The organism is Cylindrospermum stagnale PCC 7417 (assembly GCF_000317535.1).
GTDB lineage: Bacteria > Cyanobacteriota > Cyanobacteriia > Cyanobacteriales > Nostocaceae > Cylindrospermum > Cylindrospermum stagnale.
Window position 1 is genome coordinate 4,420,741 of the sequence record NC_019757.1, and the last position, 22,291, is coordinate 4,443,031.

The 22,291-nt window shown below is 42.3% G+C and carries 18 protein-coding genes; 7 read left to right on the top strand and 11 right to left on the bottom strand.

What is annotated here, in order from left to right; genetic code table 11:
- The first annotated feature begins 1 nt into the window (after window position 1).
- On the top strand, window positions 2-280 hold the full coding sequence (locus CYLST_RS18555; protein ID WP_015209262.1) for a type II toxin-antitoxin system RelE/ParE family toxin: 279 nt from the start codon (window positions 2-4) through the stop codon (window positions 278-280).
- Window positions 281-322: 42 nt separating this feature from the next.
- On the opposite strand, the gene CYLST_RS18560 is transcribed toward CYLST_RS18555, so the two are convergent.
- From CYLST_RS18560 to CYLST_RS18595, 8 genes are all read right to left on the bottom strand, one after another.
- Window positions 323-1,288 carry a hypothetical protein gene (locus CYLST_RS18560; protein WP_015209263.1) on the bottom strand — a complete coding sequence of 322 codons (966 nt, stop codon included), beginning with the start codon at window positions 1,286-1,288 and terminating at the stop codon, window positions 323-325.
- A gap of 3 nt (window positions 1,289-1,291) precedes the next feature.
- A complete protein-coding gene (locus tag CYLST_RS18565; RefSeq protein ID WP_015209264.1) occupies window positions 1,292-2,497 on the bottom strand; it encodes an AAA family ATPase in 1,206 nt (401 codons plus the stop codon).
- Window positions 2,494-3,624 (bottom strand): DUF262 domain-containing protein, encoded by a 1,131-nt coding sequence (locus CYLST_RS18570; protein ID WP_015209265.1) that lies wholly within the window; start codon window positions 3,622-3,624, stop codon window positions 2,494-2,496. The genes CYLST_RS18565 and CYLST_RS18570 overlap by 4 nt, the downstream gene beginning before the upstream one ends.
- Before the next feature lie 238 nt (window positions 3,625-3,862).
- Entirely contained in the window at window positions 3,863-4,780 is a 918-nt protein-coding gene (locus CYLST_RS18575; protein ID WP_015209266.1) for a methylenetetrahydrofolate reductase, read from the bottom strand.
- Window positions 4,781-4,840: 60 nt separating this feature from the next.
- A complete protein-coding gene (trpS, locus tag CYLST_RS18580) occupies window positions 4,841-5,848 on the bottom strand; it encodes a tryptophan--tRNA ligase (protein ID WP_041233162.1) in 1,008 nt (335 codons plus the stop codon).
- A 218-nt stretch (window positions 5,849-6,066) separates the two neighbouring features.
- Window positions 6,067-6,675 carry a CAP family protein gene (locus CYLST_RS18585; protein WP_015209268.1) on the bottom strand — a complete coding sequence of 203 codons (609 nt, stop codon included), beginning with the start codon at window positions 6,673-6,675 and terminating at the stop codon, window positions 6,067-6,069.
- Between the two features lie 249 nt (window positions 6,676-6,924).
- The gene (locus CYLST_RS18590) at window positions 6,925-7,152 is read right to left on the bottom strand and encodes a hypothetical protein (protein WP_015209269.1); all 228 of its coding nucleotides are present in this window, start codon (window positions 7,150-7,152) and stop codon (window positions 6,925-6,927) included.
- A gap of 21 nt (window positions 7,153-7,173) precedes the next feature.
- Window positions 7,174-9,582, bottom strand: coding sequence for a tetratricopeptide repeat protein (locus tag CYLST_RS18595; protein WP_015209270.1), 2,409 nt, complete (start codon window positions 9,580-9,582; stop codon window positions 7,174-7,176).
- A 93-nt stretch (window positions 9,583-9,675) separates the two neighbouring features.
- Here CYLST_RS18595 and CYLST_RS18600 point away from each other — a divergent pair, with 93 nt between their 5' ends.
- Complete coding sequence (locus CYLST_RS18600) at window positions 9,676-11,247, top strand: B12-binding domain-containing radical SAM protein (protein WP_015209271.1); 1,572 nt, start codon at window positions 9,676-9,678, stop codon at window positions 11,245-11,247.
- A 66-nt stretch (window positions 11,248-11,313) separates the two neighbouring features.
- Complete coding sequence (locus CYLST_RS18605) at window positions 11,314-11,541, top strand: type II toxin-antitoxin system Phd/YefM family antitoxin (RefSeq protein WP_015209272.1); 228 nt, start codon at window positions 11,314-11,316, stop codon at window positions 11,539-11,541.
- Here the strand turns inward: CYLST_RS18605 and CYLST_RS18610 are convergent.
- Entirely contained in the window at window positions 11,530-11,727 is a 198-nt protein-coding gene (locus tag CYLST_RS18610; protein WP_051056131.1) for a transcriptional regulator, read from the bottom strand. The genes CYLST_RS18605 and CYLST_RS18610 overlap by 12 nt on opposite strands.
- A 269-nt stretch (window positions 11,728-11,996) precedes the next feature.
- Between CYLST_RS18610 and CYLST_RS18615 the strand changes: the two genes are divergently transcribed.
- Window positions 11,997-12,761: a DUF429 domain-containing protein gene (locus CYLST_RS18615; RefSeq protein ID WP_015209273.1), complete on the top strand. Its 765-nt coding sequence runs from the start codon at window positions 11,997-11,999 to the stop codon at window positions 12,759-12,761.
- Here the strand turns inward: CYLST_RS18615 and glgP are convergent.
- Both glgP and CYLST_RS18625 read right to left on the bottom strand, forming a co-directional pair.
- Window positions 12,728-15,292: an alpha-glucan family phosphorylase gene (gene glgP / locus CYLST_RS18620; RefSeq protein WP_015209274.1), complete on the bottom strand. Its 2,565-nt coding sequence runs from the start codon at window positions 15,290-15,292 to the stop codon at window positions 12,728-12,730. The genes CYLST_RS18615 and glgP overlap by 34 nt on opposite strands.
- Window positions 15,293-15,913: 621 nt before the next feature.
- Window positions 15,914-16,237: a hypothetical protein gene (locus CYLST_RS18625; RefSeq protein WP_015209275.1), complete on the bottom strand. Its 324-nt coding sequence runs from the start codon at window positions 16,235-16,237 to the stop codon at window positions 15,914-15,916.
- A 1,771-nt stretch (window positions 16,238-18,008) separates the two neighbouring features.
- Between CYLST_RS18625 and CYLST_RS18630 the strand changes: the two genes are divergently transcribed.
- The 3 genes from CYLST_RS18630 (at window position 18,009) to CYLST_RS18635 (ending at window position 22,264) form a co-directional block, all read left to right on the top strand.
- On the top strand, window positions 18,009-18,704 hold the full coding sequence (locus CYLST_RS18630) for an acyltransferase (protein ID WP_015209276.1): 696 nt from the start codon (window positions 18,009-18,011) through the stop codon (window positions 18,702-18,704).
- Between the two features lie 325 nt (window positions 18,705-19,029).
- Window positions 19,030-19,146, top strand: coding sequence for a photosystem II reaction center protein I (locus tag CYLST_RS33490; RefSeq protein ID WP_015209277.1), 117 nt, complete (start codon window positions 19,030-19,032; stop codon window positions 19,144-19,146).
- A 205-nt stretch (window positions 19,147-19,351) separates the two neighbouring features.
- Window positions 19,352-22,264, top strand: a complete 2,913-nt coding sequence (locus tag CYLST_RS18635; protein WP_015209278.1) for a DUF3769 domain-containing protein — start codon at window positions 19,352-19,354, stop codon at window positions 22,262-22,264.
- Window positions 22,265-22,291 lie beyond the last annotated feature (27 nt).

A 22,291-nucleotide genomic window follows, 5' to 3' on the forward strand; every position in this document is an offset into this window, starting at 1 on the left:
TATGAGGCTGGAGTTTTCAGAAAGCGCGATTCAATATTTGATTCGGCTGCGGGAGTTTATCGCGGTTCATAACCCAAAAGCAGCAGAACGCGTATCTCTGCGGCTACGACAAGCAATTGGCAAAATTGTACTGCATCCCGACATAGGGCGTTCTGTACCGGAGTTTGAGAATGTGCGTGAACTTGTAGCGGGTAATTATGTTGTGCGATATTTACGGCTTGAAGATGTAATTTTTATATTAAGAATATGGCACGGTAAGGAGTTCCGTGATTTTGGGTAAGAGGGGAAATAAGCGATCGCACAATTTAATTAAATCTAAAAATTACTGTATTTTTTTACCAATATACCCAATAATAATTTTGCCTGTCCCTAATTCTGGACAGATCCCTAATTCTGAAGAGAAATGAAGCCGCCAAGCGCCTGCACCAGTCATTCTGAGATGCAAACTAAAAATACGCTTCTTACCATCAGGACATTTAAAGGTTAGTTTTTCTTCTAAGTCTTTAAGCCTAGACTCACTTTCTGGAGTAGCTTTGCTAGGAAGAAGGTCTAAATCAAAAGCTCCGTCTTTCCAAGATTTACAGTAATTTTCTAATTCAAATAACTTCTTTTCAACCTGTCTTAACATTGGAGTTCCATAATAAAGGCTTTGGATCTGTTTGCTGACATTTTCGCAAAACTCCAGACTGGGAAATAATTCTTTTCTACGCTCCCAAATATCCTCACCATCATTAACTCCAGTGCGAATTCGCTCCTGTATCCATTCAGAGTGGTCTTGAATATGAATATTACGACTAGCGTGACGAATTTCTACAGCTTGATTAATTATCTCGTCATTATCATTCAGTTGAATCAAATCTAATTCCAGACAGCTTAAATCCCAAGACTGATCAGATATAAAACTAATTGCTACTGTATCGAGTAAATAAGCAACACCCAGGCCAATTGCTGACTTCCCTTGATGATAAGCGTCAGACAAGCCAGCATTATTTTCAATATCTTGAATCTTTGGATTTAATAAATCCTGTGATAAAGGTGTCTTAGTTGCTAAATTTTTAATAAAACGTCGCTCTTTTTCATTAGCTTCTTTACACCATTGACTTATAGAATAATTAGGTGCAAGCATGATAGTATAAAAATATTCGTTAGAGCGAATACTTACCTTAACACCTTGGGCTGTAAATGCTCTAATAGTTTCAATAAAATCAGACATCCATTGTCTTGCTATTTCTACATTAGAATCAATATTTTGTACAGAAAGTTCATTAAATACTAGATCAAACTCCACATCCTAATCTCCCTCGACAGGTTCTAATAAAGCATCTAAGCTTTTTTCCCACTCATCAAAAAATCCATCAGGCCAGCGGTCAATTCTACCATCGCGATAAATCCGTGGGGAAATTACTTTTGTAAAAGCTTGTCCTTGTTTTTCTTGACGTTGAAAATAATGTAATTGCACATCTTCCGGCTTAAGTTTGCCACCATGAACAGCAAGACGAATACCATTTAAAACATGATCGCTATGAGTTTCTATCACTACTTGAATACCACAACTAGCTGCTAGTGCTAACAATTCTCCCATTTTTGCTTGTCCTCTAGGATGAAGATGAGCTTCAGGATTTTCAACTAGAATTAGTGTACCAGGAGGAGATGCAAGTACAGCTACAATAATTGGTAAAGTGTAGGTAATTCCAAATCCTACATTAGTGGCACGGTAAGGATTACTAAATTCTTTTCCCATATCAAATGAGTATTGTAAACTCATCAAATCAACTGATGTAATTGCATTGAGATGAATTATTGTGCCAGGGCTAATTTCTTCCATCCATGCCTTAACTTGATACTGCAACTTTTCCGAATCCGAATCTGATTTTGGATGACTCAATTTGCTTCGTTCACCTTGTTTGGGACGTTCAAAAGCTTTAGGAACTTTCTGTGAAACTCCATGATCAAGTCCAACAGTATTTATTCTCGAATTACCAAAAACGTTAAGAAAATGTGCTGTATATTCACCTCTCGTACCAATTTGAAAATGTTGACGTACTAAATAATCTGACATTTCAAAGACATTACGAGGGCCAAGTCGTTCTGCTTGTAGATAGTGAAAGAAATCTCCAAAAAGGCTAAATTCATGTAGTTCTTTAGTTATCGGTGCAGTATCACTGCGTAGAACATCTGCTTGTTCATCATATCTAAAGCGCCACATCCATGTTTTTCTTTCTTGACGATCTACTAAAAGTTCAAAACTAATTATTTCCTCTTTTGCCCACTCAAATAAAGCATCTTTAGCAGTACCAATACGAACCAAATCACCATTTAAAGCTAGGCGTTTTGTTTGTAAAAGTCTTTGTTGATAAGATTGGCGTAATAAGAGAAGTGATTGTAATACTGAAGATTTACCCATGCCATTAAGACCAGATAATAGAGTTAATGGTCTAAACTCTAATAACTGATCTTCAAATGGTTTGAAATTTTTTAAATGTAGTGAATGTATCATAATAATACTTCTTTAAGAATTGCTTTAATTTCATTCAATCGATCTAATACAGTCTTAAGAGTTCCTGTACTCCTATAGATAGGAGTATCAAATTTACCATCATTAGTCAAATATATTATTTTTTGTTTTAAATTTTCTTTCCTTTCTTTAATCATCTTAACCTCTTGATCGTTAAGTTTATATAAATTAACAGACCAAGCCTCAAATAAGGCTTTATTGATGGGATAGCGTTTTGTTCCTTTTATTTTCCGAAAACCATCTTTACCAAATATGTCAAAAGCTAAATTCATTAAATTTAGAAATTTATTAGTTATTGATTTTATTTCCTCTTCTGGCATGAGATTTATATGTGCCATTGATTGATCCAATAGCTTTTTAAAGCTTTTGTTATTCTCAAATAATTCTTGATTATTTATCATAAATACTAAAACTCTAAGAATGCACTCACGATCCGCCATTCGCTCTGACTTTATTCCTTTTCCAGTAGCTTTTTTAAATTCATCTGATGCAGCTAATTTTTCTAATAATTTTGTCGCTTTACCTTGATTCAAGCCATGACGAATTTCCTGTGTTGAGAGAGATAACGCACTGGTATTAATACGTTCAAATATAGCTTGCTTAAATTCTTTAGCTGTACCTGGCTCAAGCAAAATAACTGTAAGGAGTGTTTCTTCTATACGACGTTGATAATTACGTGGGATTTCATCATATATCTTGCCGTTAAACTCAGTGAATGATTCTAGTCCAGTTAGCTTAAGTTGTTTATCTATTACAAACTCTTTTAAAGTAGTTAGCCTTTGTGATCCATCTATCATTAACCATTTTTCTTCATTAGTTGCATCAATATAAAATACTGGTATAGGAATACGAAGCAAAATAGACTCAATAAGTCTACTTTGAGCTATTTTATTCCAAACGAATTTGCGCTGGAATTCAGGATATAATTCAATTTCATTGTTTCTAATCTTTTTAAGTAAGTAGTCAATATTAAATTGTCTAGTTTCAACCCTAATTTTAGTTGGATCAAACGGTTCACTTATTTCCTCTTCTTCTGGTGCAGTTTCCTCTTCTTCTATTTCTGCATCTTCTTCAATTAACTCTGAATTAACGGTATTCATCTCTGTCATATCACTTACTCCTTGGCATTAATTGCTATTCAGTCCCTTCTTAGTAATCCTTGGTAATACTACCTGAGTAAATAGCAGTTTTCTTAAATAACTTACTTTGATCGTACTATCTTCCATAGTTGGCAGTTGTAATCAACATAAATTGATCGCATCCCCAGCACTCCGCAACTAATAAAGCAGCCGGAGCACACCAGCTGCTTTGGTAAAAAATCCGTCACTCTATCTACTCAGATAGCATCTAACTAATCTTCTCTACTCCTGCTAAATCTAAGATGGGTGCGATCAAATCTTCTCGCTTCACGGCCATCATGTGGACACCTTGGCACAATTGTCGCGCTATCTGCACTTGCTCTGCGGCAATCTGCATTCCTTCCTCTAGAGGATCTTTGGCTTTTGCTAATCGATCAATAATGTGTTGGGGAATATTCACGCCGGGAACGGCTTTATTAATAAATTGGGCATTCTTTGCAGATTTCAACAGAAAAATTCCTGCCAAAATCGGTTTTTTATAACCTGCGGCGATCGCATCCATAAACTTCTCTAACCGCTCAAAGTCTGTAATCAACTGGCTTTGGAAGAATTGCGCCCCTGCTTCTATCTTACGTTCAAAGCGACTTTGCAAACCTGACCAACTCTTAGATTGCGGATCTACCGCTGCACCTGCAAATAAGTCCAGTGTCCCATCTGTTAGGGATTTATCATTACAATCAACTCCCTGATTCATCTTCCTAATCAGTTGCAGCAGACGCACCGCTTCTAAGTCAAATACAGCTTTGGCTTCTGGGTGATCGCCTGCTTTTACTGGGTCGCCTGTTAAGGCTAAAATGTTCCGGATACCCAAGGCATGAGCACCCATTAAGTCAGCTTGTAAACCAATCCGGTTGCGATCGCGGCAAGCCATCTGACAAACCGGCTCAATTCCATTCTGCAACAAAATCGCCGACGCTACCAACGAAGACATCCGCAACACCGCACGGCTACCATCGGTAATATTGACAGCATGAACCCTTCCCTTAAGAGTCGCTGCCATTTTAATCATCTGCGTTGGATCTCCCCCCTTGGGTGGTGCAACCTCGGCGGTAACTAAAAATTCACCTGCTAGGGCAGCACTACGGAAGGTATTCAAGACTGGGATACTGTGGGTATCAGGAGGCATAACATTAACGTTTTCGGTTTTCTAATAGGGTAAAACATATTACACCTAAAAGCGAAAACCTTAGACAGGTACAGAGAAACCCAAGGCGGCTTTGACATCTGCTAGGGTAGAAGATGCGATCGCCTGGGCTTTCTCCCTTCCATCCCGCAACACAGAGTCTAGATAGCCTTTATCCTCCATTACCTCTTGATATTTTTCTTGAATTGGCTTTAGCGCATTAATTGCAGTTTCTGTCAACAAAGGTTTAAATTGTCCCCAGCCCATATCTTGACACTCAACCGCGACCTCTGCTTTAGTTTTCCCAGCCAGCAGGGTATACAGCGTTAACAAGTTATGACACTCTGGACGTTCTGGATCATCAAAAGTTAAACCACGAACTAAATCAGTTTTACAGCGTTTAATCTTCTTAGTAATCTGATCTGCTGGATCTAAAACATTAATTCGGCTTAACTCTGAGGGATCAGACTTCGACATTTTCCGTGTTCCGTCGGTCAAACTCATCACCCTTGCACCTTCTTTGCGAATCAAGGGGTCTGGTAACTTCAGCACCGGTGCATCTTTAGCAAATTGGTGATTAAACCTGTTAACAATATCCCGCGTCAATTCCAAATGTTGCTTTTGGTCTTCACCCACGGGCACTTTATCCGCTTGGTAAAGCAAAATATCTGCCGCCATCAACACCGGGTAGTCTAACAAACCGACACCGACATTTTCGCCTTGCTTGACGGCTTTTTCTTTAAACTGGATCATGTCTTGCAGCCAGTTTAGCGGTGTGATGCAGTTGAGTAACCAAGTGAGTTCGCTGTGGGCTGAAACGTGGGATTGCACAAAGATACTAGAGTGGGTTAAATCAATGCCGCACGCTAGATAAAGAGCAGCGATTTTGTAAGTATCTGCCGCTAGGGTTGCGGGATTGTGCGGTACAGTGATGGCGTGTAAATCTACCACACAAAAGAAATTATCGTACTGGTCTTGGATTTCTACCCAGTTCCGAATTGCTCCTAAGTAATTGCCCAAGTGCAGATTACCAGTTGGTTGAACTCCTGACAGAACGCGCTGCTTTCCCATAATTTTCTGTTTTGCTGATCTCAATTCCCGCGTCCGGTGGCGGTGTTAAAACTCATTCAATTTTGGCACTTTATATGGTGGTTGGCTGTTGAGGGTGCGATCGCGCAATTTAGAGACTTCCAAATAAAACATCCCAAATTTTATTGTAGGGTAGGCTTCTAGCCTGCCCAGTTTATTAGACGTTAAGTCTAATGTAATTCGCCGTAATACCCCAACCCTTATGGTTGCAGCACATTAGCAGGAAACTGCCCTTGCATATTACCAGCGGGAGCATACTGGCAAACCACATAGAAAGCCTTATAAGTTGTGCCGTTAATAGTTTTAGTACCCTGTGCAGCACCGCAGCCTAATTGGGTACTGCTCTTCCAGACTACCTGAGTAAAATGCCCAGTTTGGGAAGAAAACCCTGGATTGGCGTAGTTATAGGCTGAAACCTCGTCGTACCATTTTTTAACTGCTGTATCGGCCAGGGTGCTTGCAGCTATCGAGGACGCCGTAGTGTAGGAAACATACAAATTTTCTCCAGCATTATTTCGTTGGCTGGCAGTACTGTGTTGTAACACTGCATTGGTTGCTAGGTATTCTGCCCAAGCTTGAGCGGTGTTGTTCACAGAATCACTGATGGTCATGTTAGGGCTAGAATGTGTAACTCGATAGCCGTTGTGCTTAGACAGAGCGCTGTTACGGAAGGTCGCTAGGTCGATAGATGTCTGCCCCATTACTGGGCCACTGCTGATTCCTGCCAATTGAGAGGGAGCTATTGCCGTTAGTATCAGGGTTAAAGCTGTACCTGCTGTTAGGCTGAGAGTTGAAAATAATTTATTCATGTTTTTGTTTCGCTTGGTACTAGGACAAATTTTTGTCTTAGAGCAAGTTTATTTTGTATCCGTCTTTAATAAAAGTAGGCAGGGTAATTACTGATCTAAAAATTAACTATAAAATGCGGTTATGGGGGTTTTTGGATGAATGAAGATATGCCCTGAACTAAAGTTTGGGCTAAAAGCTAAAGTTAGCTAAAGCTAACTAGAATCGGTTTCTTAACCCGTTTTAACGGGTTTGAGCTTTAAGCCGGAAATTTATTTCACGGCTTTAATCTTTGTTAGTCCGCGAAAGTAGACTTTGTTCTGGTAGCCGCGACTTTTAGCCGTTAGGGCTTTGTTGAGGCTCTGCATTACAATCTTGAAGCTTTGCATTGCCATCTTAAAGCTACGCATCACCATCTTAAGCTTCTGTATTACAATCTTGAACTTCTGCATCACAATCTTGAGCTTTTGCATTGCCATCTTAAACTTCTGCATCGCCATCTTGAGCTTCTGAAGGAAAAATTATGGCATATCTACCGCTGCATCAACTGTCAGCATGGCTTGAAGTTCTTCACACTCTTTGAGTAGGGGAATACCCAGGATTGAGGCAAGGGAATGAGCTTGAGCGCAAAACTCGCGCGATCGGTCAAGCTGTCCTGTTTTGTGGTGGAGTTGTCCCAGTCTCAGGAGGGCTTCCGCTTCACCTTCACGATCACCCAGTTCTTTGAAAATTTCTAGGGATGTCTGTAATTGTTGTTGAGCTTCTGGATACTGTTCAAGCTTGAGCAGTGTTGCACCCCAATTGCCCAGTGCATTCCCTTCTCCGTTGCGATCGCCAATTTCACGGGCAATAGTCAAACTTTGCTGAAGATAGTCAATCGCTTGAGGATATTTGCCCAGACAATAGTAAACAAGACCCAGATTGCCCAGTGCATTCCCTTCTCCGTTGCGATCGCCAATTTCACGGGCACGGGCAATAGTCAAACTTTGCTGAAGATAGTCAATCGCTTGAGGATATTTACCCAGACAATAGTAAACAAGACCGAGATTGCCCAGTGTTTGCCCTTCTCCGTTGCGATCGCCAATTTCACGGGCAATGTTCAACTGTTGCTGAAGATAGTCAATCGCTTGAGGATATTTGCCCAGAACCCGGTAAACAATACCCAGACCGCCCAGCGCGTTGCCTTCCCCGTTGCGATCGCCAATTTCATAAGCAGTTGTTAAACTCTGCTGATAATGCTCAATCGCTTGAGGATAGTTACCCAAAAACACATAAGCATTCCCGATACCCCTCTCACAAACCACATCTAACGCAGCATCTAACTTACCAAGAAGTCGCTCATAAAGTGGCAACATTTCCTGAAAGTAACTCCACGTATGAAGTTGAGCGCTTACTCCCTGATCAATCAGAATTGCTTTAGCTTCCTCCCAGTCCTCCACTTCACAATAATGGTGAAAGGCTTCCAGAGAACCCCGCATCTTTTCCAAATTAGCTGCATCCGGTTCTGGTTCATATTCATTCAGCCACACCCTCGCAGCTTTGCGTTCTGCCTCTTGCCACAATGCCGCATCCGTTCTCAACAAACTACGCGCAACCTCCCTAACTAGGTTATGCTGCCGCAACAACAGCACCGCATCCCCTCTCAACTCTTCCTCTGCCAAGTTGTGAGACTTCAGCAACTCCAACGCTTTATCCTGCTTATCTTCTGCCAACATTGCCAGCCAAAATCCTTCCGGGACAGGACGACGATACACGGAACTGCAACACAGCATTTGATAAGCATCTGGTGGTAAGCGTTTCAACGACTTCTCAACCCGTTCTTTTACCAGCAATTGCAACTTACGGGATGATGTACTCTTCTTTTTGCGACGTTCATCTTCATCAAATTCTGTCTGGTATCTCTGCCAATATTGCTGCACATTTCCATAAAAAGGCTTATCGAGAATATCCCTCGCAATCACCTGAATTAACAGGGGATGACCTTCATACAGCTTACCAATGCGCTTTAAAATCTTTGTCCCCAACTCATCAGGCTTTAACCCGTTCTTCTCAAACAACTGCAACCGTTCTGCTTCTGACAAACCACCCAAATCCCGACGATACCAACAACGGGGATAACGCGACCCCTCTATCTCCAATTCTTCTGATAACGCTTGTGAGGTGAGCAAAATTTGACTTTGACATTCTCCCCCAGCTAGCAGTTGTTGAAAGAATTCCACCCACAGGTTATCTACAAAGGCATTCCATCCAATCTCATCATCACCCTGCAAAAGCATCTCCACCGAATCAATCTGCACCAGAAATTTATTATTTCTCAGAGTTTGCAGCAGGTGTTTAAGTGCGTTTTGTGGGTCTTTCTGGTCTTCTAATGTCACCGTTTCACCCAACTTCGGTAACAGAGAAAGCGCCCCACTAATGAAATCTGTTCCCTGTCCCCTATCATCAAAGTTGAGACGATGGAACTGTAAACCATTGCGGTGAATTTCTACCACTAACCGCTCTGCGAGTGCTGTTTTACCGATGCCTGTGATGCCCGTCAGCGCTAATATTCGGCATTTTTCCTCAAGTTTTTCGGTAAGTTCTGTAATCAGTGCGTCACGACCTACCCAGGTTTTTGAATTATAAGCAGAAAGCGATAAAGTGTTAGATGTTGCTGGAACAGGGAGAGGATTTTTTGAGCTAGCGACAACTTCCTGATTTAACTTTTGTTCAATTTCATCTAGTTCTACTTCTAACTGTTTTTGTTGCGCTTCCTCTCCCTGAAGTTGCTGTTTCAACTGAAACTTTACCGTCGTCCCTGCCTCAATTGCCAAATCTAGCCGGATGTCTTTTATCTTCTGACTACGAAGCTCCCACTCCTTCAAAAGTGTGTTTTGTCGATCCTCCAATTGTCGTCGCTGACTGGGCGTTAAGGATTTTGGGTTATTCATTATTTTGAAGGATCAAGCGACAAAATCTGTACCTGAAGGCGGATTGAGAGTTAGTTACTAAACCTTTATAGTTTAAAACTAAAAGGGTGTTTTATGCGAGCTTTGTTACTTTGGCCGATAATGCCCAATTCCTTTTGGTCTTACCAAGAAACTCTTGATTTAGCTGGGTTGCGTTCTACAAATCCGCCATTGGGTTTAATCACGGTGGCAGCGATGTTGCCGAGTGATTGGGAGATCAGATTTAGCGATCGCAATGTCCGACTAGAGACAGATGCAGATTGGGCATGGTGCGACTTGGTAATCATCTCTGCAATGATTATTCAGCAGCAAGATTTAGGGGAATTAATTAAAAAAGCAGTTGCATTGGGTAAAAAAGTGGCAGTGGGTGGCCCTTTCCCCACATCAGTACCAGAATTTGCTTTGGAAGCTGGCGCTGATTACTTAATTTTAGATGAAGGGGAATGCACCGTCCCCATGTTCTTAGAAGCTGTGGAACGGGGAGAAGAAAAAGGTGTTTTCCGTTCTTCAGAAAAACCGGATGTTACCCAAACTCCTATTCCCCGGTTTGATTTGTTGGACTTAAATGCCTACTATGCAATCACGGTGCAGTTTTCTAGGGGATGTCCTTTTCAGTGCGAGTTTTGCGATATTATCAACTTGTTTGGTCGCAAGCCGCGCACTAAAACCCCTGAGCAGATGTTAGCTGAATTAGAAGCTCTCTATCAAATGGGTTGGAATCGTTACATATTTTTGGTTGATGATAATTTTATTGGCAATAAACGCAATGCTAAGGTATTTTTACGCGCTTTAATTCCCTGGATGGCAGAACGCAAATATCCATTTAATTTCATTACGGAAGCGTCTCTAAATCTAGCAGAAGATGACGAACTGATAGATTTGATGGTAAAAGCAGGGATCACAATTGTGTTTATGGGGATTGAAACCCCAGATGTTGAGAGCTTGGTGGGGATTAATAAAGAACAGAATACACGTCAGTCTTTGCAGGAATCATGTGATAAGATTACCCGCGCCGGTTTGCAAATTATGTCTGGCTTTATTATAGGTTTTGATAATGAACGTGCTGGTGCAGGTACACGCATTCAGGAGTTTGTTGAAGAAACTGGTATTCCTCAAGCGCATCTCAGTTTGCTGGGTGCATTACCTAATACTGCCATGTGGACTCGTCTGCAAAAAGAAGGACGGTTACTTGAGGGGTTTACTAAATACTTTACTTCTCAAAAATCTTTGATGAATTTTGTTCCCACACGTCCAATGGCAGAAGTTGTTAACGAGTTTATCACTACTTTCTGGAATTTATACGAACCCCTACCTTATCTTAAACGCACATTTCGCCATTTTATCATGATGGAAGGTTGGCGTCCCCAGAACAAACGCCAGTTTACTTGGCAGGAGGTACGTTTTTTCTTTGCTATCTGCTGGCGTCAGGGTGTGGTGCGTTCTACTCGGTGGCGGTTTTGGTGGCAGTTATTGGCGATCGCATTCCAGAAACCACATCTATTCTACGACTATTTGATTGCTTTGGGTGTGGGTGAACACTTTTTCAATTTTCGCCATGAGGTGAAAGCGCAACTAGAAGCACAACTAGAAGAATTGCAGCAACAACCGATCTTAGAAGCAAGTTATCAGTTAGAAACTGTGAGTTGATTTTAGAACTGTGACACCTATTCTAAAATTGTGAATAGGTGTCTTGCAAGGAAAAGAAATTTGGTTATGCTGCCAATTACAATTGATGTAAATCAATCACAGATAAGCGTCAAAGAGTTATTATCTCTAGTGCTTGAAGGTAAAGAAATTATTCTGACTGAGGATAGTATTCCCCAGGCTCGTTTGGTAGCAATGTCAAAAGAACAGCTTCCCCTTTCTACTTCCCGTACCCCAGGCTTACATTCTGGAGCAATTTGGACAAGCGATGATTTTGAGCAGCCATTATTCAACTAAGTAAGTAGGCGGAATTCGGAAAAAATTAGCTAAGTTTTGAATTTGATTTTCTGTTAATTTGCAGTTACCATTCAAAATATCTAAAACTGTTGACTCGCTTTCGCAAATAGAGACTAAATCTTTGGGTTGAAGATTAGATTCCTCTAGTAATGCTTTGAGGAGTGCAACACCCTTGAGGATAGGCATTATTTCGGCGTAAAAAAATATAAGATAGACCTAACCCCCAACCCCTTCCCTGCAAGGGAAGGGGAGTAAGATTAAAGCCTCACCCAAGAGCAGGGGAGAGGTTTGGAGAGAGGTCTTATATTTAATTCAGCCCATCTACTTAATACGCATCAGGTAATTTTGATAAATGATATATAAGTAGATGATTTAGATGAGTAATAGCTTCTTTATTAGTTTATCTCATAACTGCTCAAAGATGCGATAATAGTCGCATATTTAGGCTAACAAGCATGAAATTTCTCGGTGTTGATTTTGGCTGGAAATCGCAACCAAGCGGACTATGTTGCTTAGAATTAATAGACGGAAAACTGCAACTACTGGATTTGGATCGCTTAGAACTCATTGCAGATATCCTCACCTGGATTGATAAAACCGTCCAACCAGACGAACCAGCCATCATCGCCGTAGATGCACCCACCCTCATCCCCAACGCCACCGGGAGTCGCTTACCCGATAAACTCAGCCACAAATACTTTGGTAAATATCATGCTGGATGCTACCCAGCCAACCAAAACTTACCCTTTAGCGATCGCACAATCAACTTTGGCTTAAAATTAGAATCACGCGGATTTGCCCACGCCCCAACCATCGAACCGCAAAAACCCGGCAGATATCAAATAGAAGTCTTTCCCCACCCAGCAATCGTTAACCTATTCAACCTTCAACGCATCCTCAAATACAAAAAAGGACGCCTCAACGAGCGCCGCTTAGAACTAATCAAACTCCAAAATTATATCCTCGATATCCTCCCTACTCTTGAACCTTCTTGGCGTCCTTGGCGTCTTGGCGGTTCGTTTTTTCATGAAATCCCCACCACAGGCGCAGCACTCAAAGCAGTAGAAGATCAACTAGATAGCCTAATTTGCGCTTACGTTGCAGCACACTGGTGGTTTTGGGGAGAACAACGTAACCTAGTATTAGGCGATCGCACCACAGGCTACATTGTCATCCCCAAATCAGCTTACTCAGCCCAAGCAATCAACCTAGGTTCATAAGAACTAGACAAGTATGGATGTTTTGGTAACACGCGCAAAGACAAACCTTGTAAACCAGAACTGGTATAGGTGATATTCGCCGTGTAAATACTCAATCCTTGTGCATCATTTCCTTGATAATCCATCACCACCGGCTTGGCATTGACAATTTCACCATGAGCATCAATTGCACCCTGGTATAGCTCCACCTGCACATCATCATTAGTCAAAACCGACAAATCAACCTTGGCTTTGACAGACACAGTTTGGTTAACCTCAATATCTGAAGCCGCCGATACGTCAATATCTTTAACTTTGATGTTAAACCAGTGATCAGCTAATTTTGACTTCCAAGCCGCCAATTCCTTAGCTGGGGCGTAATTTTCGGTAATGAGGGTATGGTAGCGATCGCTAGCGGGGAAGTAAGCCCGTTCAGCATATTCACGCACCATCCGCGCTGTATTAAAAAACGGACAATTTAAGCGGATAGCATTCTTCATTTTAGCCACCCAAGGACGAGGCAAGCCATCACCATCCCGATGGTCATAAAATAGCGGTGCAACTTCCTTCTCCAGCAAATCATAGAAAGCGTTGGCTTCCACTTCATCCTGGTAATTAGGATCTTCGTAATTCTCACCATGTCCAATCGGCCAACCGGTGCGGACATAATCAGCCTCATCCCACCAGCCATCTAGGACGCTTAAATTCGGCAATCCATTCATCGCTGCCTTCATGCCACTGGTACCAGAAGCTTCCCGTGGACGACGTGGTGTATTTAACCAGATATCGCAACCAGCCACCAACAACCGAGCGATGTGAATATCGTAATTAGGCACAAACACCACTTGTTTTTCTAAGTGTTGTTCGCGGATAAAGTGATTGATATCGCGGATCAGTTCTTTACCGGGAATATCTTTCGGGTGTGCCTTCCCAGCGATGACAAATTGGACTTTGCGGTCTTTATTCCCCAGCAAAATCTGCTTGATCCGGTCTAAATCGCGCATCCATAGGGTAGCGCGTTTGTAGGTAGCAAAACGACGAGCAAAGCCCACAGTTAACACGTTAGGATCGAGAACTTCTTGAGCTTGAGCAATTTCTGAGGCAGAAGCGCCGCGATCGCGCAAATGTTTAACTAAATGCTCCCGCACATACAAAATCATGTCTAAGCGGCAGCGTTCATGATTGCGCCATAACTCCTCATCAGGTATGGCGTCCATCCGTTCCCACAACTGACTATCTGGTGGTGCCGATGACCAATTTGGACCTAAATAGCGATCGTACAACTCCTGAGTCGCTTTAGCAACGCAACTCCGAGCATGTACACCATTAGTAATAGCAGCGATCGGCACTTCCTCTACAGGCACCTTCTTCCACAAACCCTGAAACATCTGCCGTGACACCACACCATGCAGTTGCGCCACACCATTAGAAAATGTCGCCATCTTCAGCGCTAACACCGCCATACTGAAAGGCGCAGATAAATCCCCAGTATTTTCTCGTCCCAAACCTAAAAACTGCTCTTTAGGCAAACCAAAGATATCTGCATAGTATCCTAGGTAGTACAAAATCTTGTCAGGAGAGAACAAATCAATACCCGCTGGAACTGGTGTGTGGGTGGTAAAGATATTACTAGAAGACACAACCTGTCTAGCTTGGGCATAACTCAAACCATCTTGCTGAATCAAAGTGCGGATGCGCTCTAGAGCCGAGAACGCCGCGTGACCTTCATTCATATGATAAGCGGTGACATCATAACCCAACGCTTTGAGCATCTGTACACCACCAATACCCAGCATAATTTCTTGGTGGATACGCATATCGATATCCCCACCATACAGCTGGTCTGTAATGTCGTGGTCATAAGCGTTGTTGGGTTCAATGTTGGTATCCAACAAATACAGAGGCACCGTTCCCACCTGTACGCGCCAAACTCTAGCGTATACCTTGCGTCCTGGATAATTTACCGCAATCCGCAATTCAGAACCATCAGCATTGCGCTCTAGGTGCAAAGGCATATTGTAGAAATCGTTCATCAGGTAGCGCTCTTGCTGCCACCCATCAGCATTCAGATACTGAGCAAAGTAGCCTTGCTGGTACAGTAAGCCAACACCAACCAACGGTAGTCCCAAGTCACTAGCAGATTTGAGGTGATCCCCCGCCAGAACACCCAAACCACCAGAATACACAGGTAAACAATCTACAAGACCAAATTCAGCCGAAAAATAGGCGTAGCATTCTTTTGCATCTTGGCCGCGTTGTTTCTGATACCAGGTGCGTTCTTGAAGATAATCCTCTAACTGACGGTTAGCGCGATCCATTTGCGCCAGGAAGCCTTCATCTTCCACAACCTCCAAAAGCCGTCCTTGGCTGATAGTACCGAGCATCAACACCGGGTTATGATGGCTAGACTCCCACAGGTCTGGGTCTAAGCGGCGAAATACATCTTTAGTCTCAACATTCCAATCCCAGTGTAGATTGTATGCTAATCGCCGCAGGGGTTCTAGTCGCGACGGTAGTGAAGGAGAGACATTGAATGTGCGAATTGGTTGCATAGGTTGGCAAAACTCCAAGTTTAGTTATTTATAGTTATTGTTTACTGTCTGTACCCAAAGTTGCCAATTTTCTATACTCTGTTTGTGAAAATGCGATGACTTTGTTGAGCATTGAGAATCATTCTTCCTGTCGATGCTAAAGTTTACACCAATGGACTTTATCAGTCTATGGTTTCCCTGAAACATTTGCTGAGGCTACTGAAATTTAATTATTTGCTGTCACTCAATACTTAAATTAAACTAAAGATAGTATTTTTATTGATAAATATTTATATTTAATATTTATTTTAGATTTATGTTACCAACTGCTGTGGTGACATAATCTTCGAGAGAGGTAGAAGAATTCCAGCGCCAAGGCTAAAGGTGAGAATTAGCGATCGCTACTCCAGGTAAAAGTTTATTTTCTTAATTATTTCTTTATAAAAATAGGTTGACATAAAGGCTGTATGAGAGAAAAAAACTGGTGTAATTTCTCAAAAATGTGAGCGAAGCCGGTAAAATTAGTTTTACCCAGCAGAAAATTAGGAAAATTTTCCAGATCACAGCCAGAACCTTCCCAAGAATATCACTTGGTGCAAAAAATTAATCTTGTGTCAGTAAATTACTTAACTGGGTAATATTTTATGCACCTAAAGAAGGTTGATCCTGTTTATTCTGGGGCATAGTTAGAGCAACTGCTGCGGCATAAGCCATCTCTGCTGCTATTTGGTAAGCAAGCTTGATATTTGATGAAGCGTCCTTGCCTTTAGTCGAGAGGGAAGCTTTTTGACTGCATGACTCTTGCTTGACTTCACCCGCAACCACAGCCCGCTGCAAGATAATGAAGGCATCCAGGTCTTCCGAGTCATAGTTAGTCCGCAGAAGCGATCGGATCTGCTTTTGATCTGTAGCACTCAAATAGCCCGATGTTAAAGCTTGTTGCACGATTTCCTTAATTAGCATCATAACGCGAACCGAGTGTGTGAGTTAAAAGCGAGATCTTACTTTTACGCTGTGGAGTTTTCCAGCAAAGTAAAGAAAGTATGTCTGGATTTTCTCTAGAATTTATAATGGGTCATGCCAGGCACGCATCACCCTCTTGGATCATCCGATCGGGTGATTTACTTTTTTTGCGATCATAGGTATGCGATTATAGGTAATGGAGGAAATCTCCTTTTACCCGTTTGGCTGTTGTGGGTAATCGGTGTAAAAAATATCGCCAAACGTATTCTGGTTTGAACGCAGGTTTGTCACAAAAAAGCTTTTTCTACTCCGCTGCGAACTTCTGTCTAGCCTCCAAACGTCTACACCTACAGCATTATTAAATAATAATTTTTGCTGATTACGCATCCATCAAAGGTTTACTCAGGTGGCTGAATTAGTTCCGGGAATTTTTAGATTCTGGTAAGAATCCTGGATTCAAAATACCTACAATTTACGCAAAATGACGTGAACCCCTTGATTTAGCATAGGGAAATTCAAGAATTGACCCTACATTTGCTACTTGATGCGTAAGTCCTAAAGCATTAACTAACTTACGTACTTAATTATTTGCTAGTAAATTTTATATCTGCTAATCACATCAAGTTACAGAAAAATAGGGGATATCGTCCATTATTCCCTGACTCGTGGACTGGGTTGAAAAACTTAGACCTGCGTGGCGGCTTGCTTCAGGATACTCAGCATTAAGTTATTTTTCACATCTATTCAACATCACCTACAAGTTGAGTAATTTTGGAGTAGGAATGGAGTAGCTAATTTCCTGTTTGATCAGATTTTTGTTGTATATATAAAAATATTTTATTTTGCTGACTATGCCAGTTTTATAACTGGCCGAGTCTTAAATTTGTCTAGATCAATAATATTCAAATAAACTTACTGCTTAAGTAGGCTCCATCAAAAGCAAAATATGCTATGGTTAAAAACATCTATTAGTAAAAGCCAATCATGTTATTAAAAGCGTGATTTGGTTAGTCTGTAATCCATTTGTGTGCAACATGTTTAGAGCAGTATACCCTAAAAATACGTTGCAAGAAAGCCGTCATAGCAGTCGGGGAAGCGCTTACTTGTTTGCACCGATGGTCAACTTTAATGTTATGGCAGAAGTGGGAGACACTCCACCCTAACTTAGCCTTACCTGGGAAAAATACCCAAAAAATTAAACAACAATTAAATTATGATGCTAGGCGAAAATTTTATTGTGTCCTAGAGGCTACCTGAGCAGATGTAATTTAATTGTGTTGAATTATCGCTTGTCGATCTCAGTTGTGGCAACAGATATAAAACGCCTTATGGGAAGTGAACCAAAGGCAAACAACTGTATCGGCATTTGCATAATAAGATTTTCAAATTTTCCGGACAACCGCAAAACTAGACCGTCTCAACTACCCCATCTCATAGTCTGATATTTGATCCAGCCATGCAGAGAAAATTGGCTGATTAATTCAATCTAGTTTACTAGAAATATACTTTCTAGTAAATAAAGGTAATTAATTATGCATAACTTTTGGGTGATTTCACAACATCTAAGTTGGATAATTTACTTGTAGTCTTAGTATGGATTTGGGTTTTAATCGTTGAGTCAACTATCTAAAAATACTGGTAAATTTGTGTAGCAATTCTCAGCTTTCTTCACGGCTGGGAAAGCTCGGGATAGGTGGCAATACCAAGAGATAGGATACAGAGCTAACAAATTTCCAATACTGTCAACAACAATTTATTTGAGATATCTGTGGCTATGAATAACCAGCACTATTCCTTAAAAATGCAGCGCTTGCAAGAGCTTTTAGTTACTACTTTATTAGGCGATATTCCCACAATTGCTCTAGGAACGAAGTTACGAAATTTTGTGTATAAGGGTATTTTCGGCTACATGGGCAGCCAAGTTTTTATTCAAAATGGTGTTGAATTTATCAATACGAATGGTATCGAAATTGGCAATGGAGTATACCTATTTAAAGGTGTGCGTCTAGATGCCAAAGGACATCCCAATAATCGAATTCATTTAGGAAATCGGGTGGCGATTGAGCGTAACGTAGATATAGGATCTTTGGAAGATACGTATATACACATTGATGAAGATACCTTCATTGCTCCGGACGTGTGTATTTCTGGGCCTGGAGACATCAAAATTGGTAAGCACTGTATGATAGCGGCTCACTCTGGAATATATGCGAATAATCACATTTTTTCTGATCCGTTTTCACCAATAAAACAGCAAGGCGTTACTCGCAAGGGAATAGTGATTGAGGATGATTGTTGGCTAGGACATGGGGTGACAGTATTAGATGGCGTTACCATTGGTCAAGGCAGCGTTATCGGTGCGGGAGCAGTTGTTAATAAAGATATTCCTCCCTTTTCTGTTGCTGTAGGTACGCCTGCAAGAGTGATCAAAAGCCGAATTGCTAAGGATTTAGTCAAATTTCCCGACTGACAACTCCTAGTCGCATGGCTTTTTCTTCCTTCTCGAGTGATGCAGAGGAAGTTTCTCAGATGGGAAACCTCTGCCGTTAACTAACGTCACAAAAGAAAAGAGCCAGGAATTTTTGGGTAGCATCTACAAGTCAGACAAACCATAGTGCCAGATCAGAGCCAAACACTAGACCTGTCCGAAAGTGCTGGGTTGGAGGCACGTTATCCTCTCTCATCTGAGTCCTCCAAAAAAGGACGAGATGCGGGTAATATAAAGGAGCTATCTTTTCTGCATAGCAGATTACTGAAAGAAAGCTTCTTTTGTCATACCCCTGGGAGATATTTCTATGGTGACTTTAAAAATCGCTGTTTATATTGTTGTTGCGTTCTTCGTAGGTATTTTTGTCTTTGGGTTTTTGTCGAATGACCCAGCTCGTAACCCTGGTCGTCGGGATTCAGAGTAAAAATTCGACAAATAACCCCCGACTGCTGGAAGGCGGAAGACACTAAACGCCACAGATACTGGTTGCGAGTCATACTCATAGCAACACAGTGTCATCCTCCTGGCGACTTGCTGCGGGTAGGCAGAAGGCAAAAGTCGGAAGGCAAATGTGTAATTCATCCTTCCGGCTATTGTTTGCCTACTTGCTAGTTTGATTTTGCCCAGATATGCTTCATCCAGTTCTGCCGCCTAACCCACCTTCTATTCTCGAACCTTTAAAACCTGGAAATCCTATCTCATCTGCTGTAGTTGTAGAGGCTAAGACTGAGACACAGCAAGTTGCGAGCCAAGGAAACAAGGGAACCCTTCGGCGTTTACCAACTCCCATCAAGGCAAATCAGGATGATGTAGTAGTTGCCGAAACCCTATCCACACTCCCTAGACCAGAAACCTTTCCACCGGAATTTTCCTCCCTCACGGCTCCTAGAAGTGCAGCACTTTTGGGAAAGCCGCTGGCAGTTGGTTATCCAAAACCAACACTAGCTGATATTGATGACGGTAGCAGCCTAAATACACCAGCCGCTACATTTCCTCAAGTTAATAGTGAAGTTGCCCCAACAGTTATCAACAGTAATTCTGAGTTGCATTCCCAGATAGATTTTGGGACAAATGAGGAGGCTGGGGCAAAAAAAACTCCCCCTGCTCAGTCGCGACAACTGAATACAACCTCGTCTCAGAATTTATTGCCGTCTAAGTCACAATTGGTATTATCCAAGCCGCTGTCAGTTGCTGATCCCCAGCCTTCAGCATCTAATACTGATGACGGTAGCAGCCTAAATACACCAGCCACTACATTTCCTCAAGTTAAGAGTGAAGTTGCCCCAACAGTTATCAACAGTCATCCTGCTGAGTTGCATTCCCAAATAGACCCTGGGCAAGCTCTTGAGACTGGGGTAAAAAGAACTCCCCCTGCCCAGGCTCAACAACAGAATTTATTGCCGCCTAAGTCACAATTTGTCGCTGAAAAATTAGCCCAGCCAATAGCGCAAAGTGTTATTACTACACAGGATTCGGGGGGTAAAATTAATCTCTCTGTATCTACTCCCGAAAATAAACCGAGTTCTCAACTAGTACAAAATATTATCGAGTTCAAGTCTCGTAGCCAGACTAATGAGTCATCAACACCCTCTACTATAGAATTCCAGCCCCGCACCCAAGCAACTCCACCCCAGGGGGGAAACACAAAACCGCCACAAAGTCAACCATCTGGGACAACGCCACCAGTGACACAGCGGATTGTGGAAGTGACATCTGATCGCCAGGAATATGATGAGCAGCGGCGGATTGTCACGGCTGTGGGTAATGTGGTGGTGCGATTTGATGGGGCGGTGGTGGATGCCGATCGCCTACAGGTAAATTTGGACAACTTAATTGCCGTGGGTGAAGGTAACGTGGCCTTAACTAGGGGTGATCAGGTACTGCGGGGACAACGCTTTACCTATAACTTTGTGCAAGATAGTGGGGAGTTGGAAAATGGTAGTGGTGAAATTTATGTACCCACAACGTCAACAGATTTTGCTTTCTTATCCACCGATGTGACGGCGGGTGGTGTGCCCAAATCCCCGCCAAGCGATCGCATTCGCGCTAATCAGCCCGTTACTGGTGTGGGCAGTCCGGGAGGACTTGATTTTAGCTTTGGTGGTGGGGCTGGCGCGAGCAACATCCCGCCGCCGAAAGCGGGAGGTGTTGTCAATCGGCTACGATTTGAAGCTCAACGGATTGATTTCTACCCGCGCGGTTTCCAAGCAAGGAATGCACGGATTACCAATGACCCATTTTCACCTCCAGAACTAGAGATTCGGGCATCTAAGGTCACCTTGACGCGGGAAGCACCCTTAATTGACCGCATCACCACCCAAAATCAGCGCTTAGTATTTGACCAAAAAGTCCCTGTACCGATTCCAGTGGATCAACGGACGATTGATAGACGAGAGCGGGAAGTTACTCCAGCACTTGTTTCCTTTGGTTTTGATGGAGATAAGCGGGGCGGTTTGTTTATTGAGCGCGGCTTTGAACCGACAAATACAGACAAGACACGCTGGAGCATCACACCCCAGTTTTTTGTACAAAAAGCTCTGCAAGATGGGGGTAACTTAGGAGCGCTATTTGGCGTGAAGACAAAGCTGAATGCTGTTTTGAATCCAAAGACTAGCGTCCAAGGCACTGGAGAGTTAACCAGTTTCGACTTGACCGATGTAGAAAATAATTTGCGGGGGAGTTTGCGGTTGCGCCAGACTTTAGGCGATCGCAATCCCCATTTATTGAATTTAGAATATAGCTATCGCGATCGCCTTTACAACGGTACCCTCGGCTATCAAACAGTCCAAAGTAGTCTTGGCGGCATCATCACCTCTCCGGTAATTCCTTTAGGGAAAAGTGGCATTAACCTAAGCTATCAAGGCGGCGCTCAATATATCGACGCTAACACCGATCGCCAAGACTTACTCAAGCCAAAAAGAGAAAACGATCGCATCTCTCTAGGTCGCTTACAAGGTAGTGCTGCCCTCAGTAGTGGACTACTGCTATGGCAAGGAAAAGCATTGCCACCCACTCGCACTGGTGGATTACGATACACAGCTAATCCTGTGGTTCCTTACTTGCAAGCTTTCGCTGGACTCACAGGCACTTCCAGCTACTACACCAATGGTGAAAATCAAAGCACCTTGACTGGGACAATCGGTTTAGCGGGACAGATTGGGCATTTTTCCCGACCTTATTTAGACTATACCGGCTTTAATATCAGTTATTCCCAAGGTTTCAATAGTGGTTTATCGCCCTTTTTGTTCGATCGCTCTGTTGATAACAGAGTGCTCAGTGCTGGGATATCACAGCAAATCTATGGGCCATTTCGCTTAGGTTTTCAAACGTCAGTTAACTTAGATACAGGCAGAGAAACTAGCACTGACTACATTTTGGAATATAGCCGCCGCACCTATGGACTCGTCTTACGTTACAATCCGGTACTGGAATTAGGTGGCTTCAGCATCCGCATTAGTGACTTTAATTGGACTGGCGGTACTGATCCCTTTTCTGGAGACGATGTTAAGCCAGTTGTGGGTGGCGTACGACAGGATAATTAACAAATTCAAAATTCAAAATTCAAAATT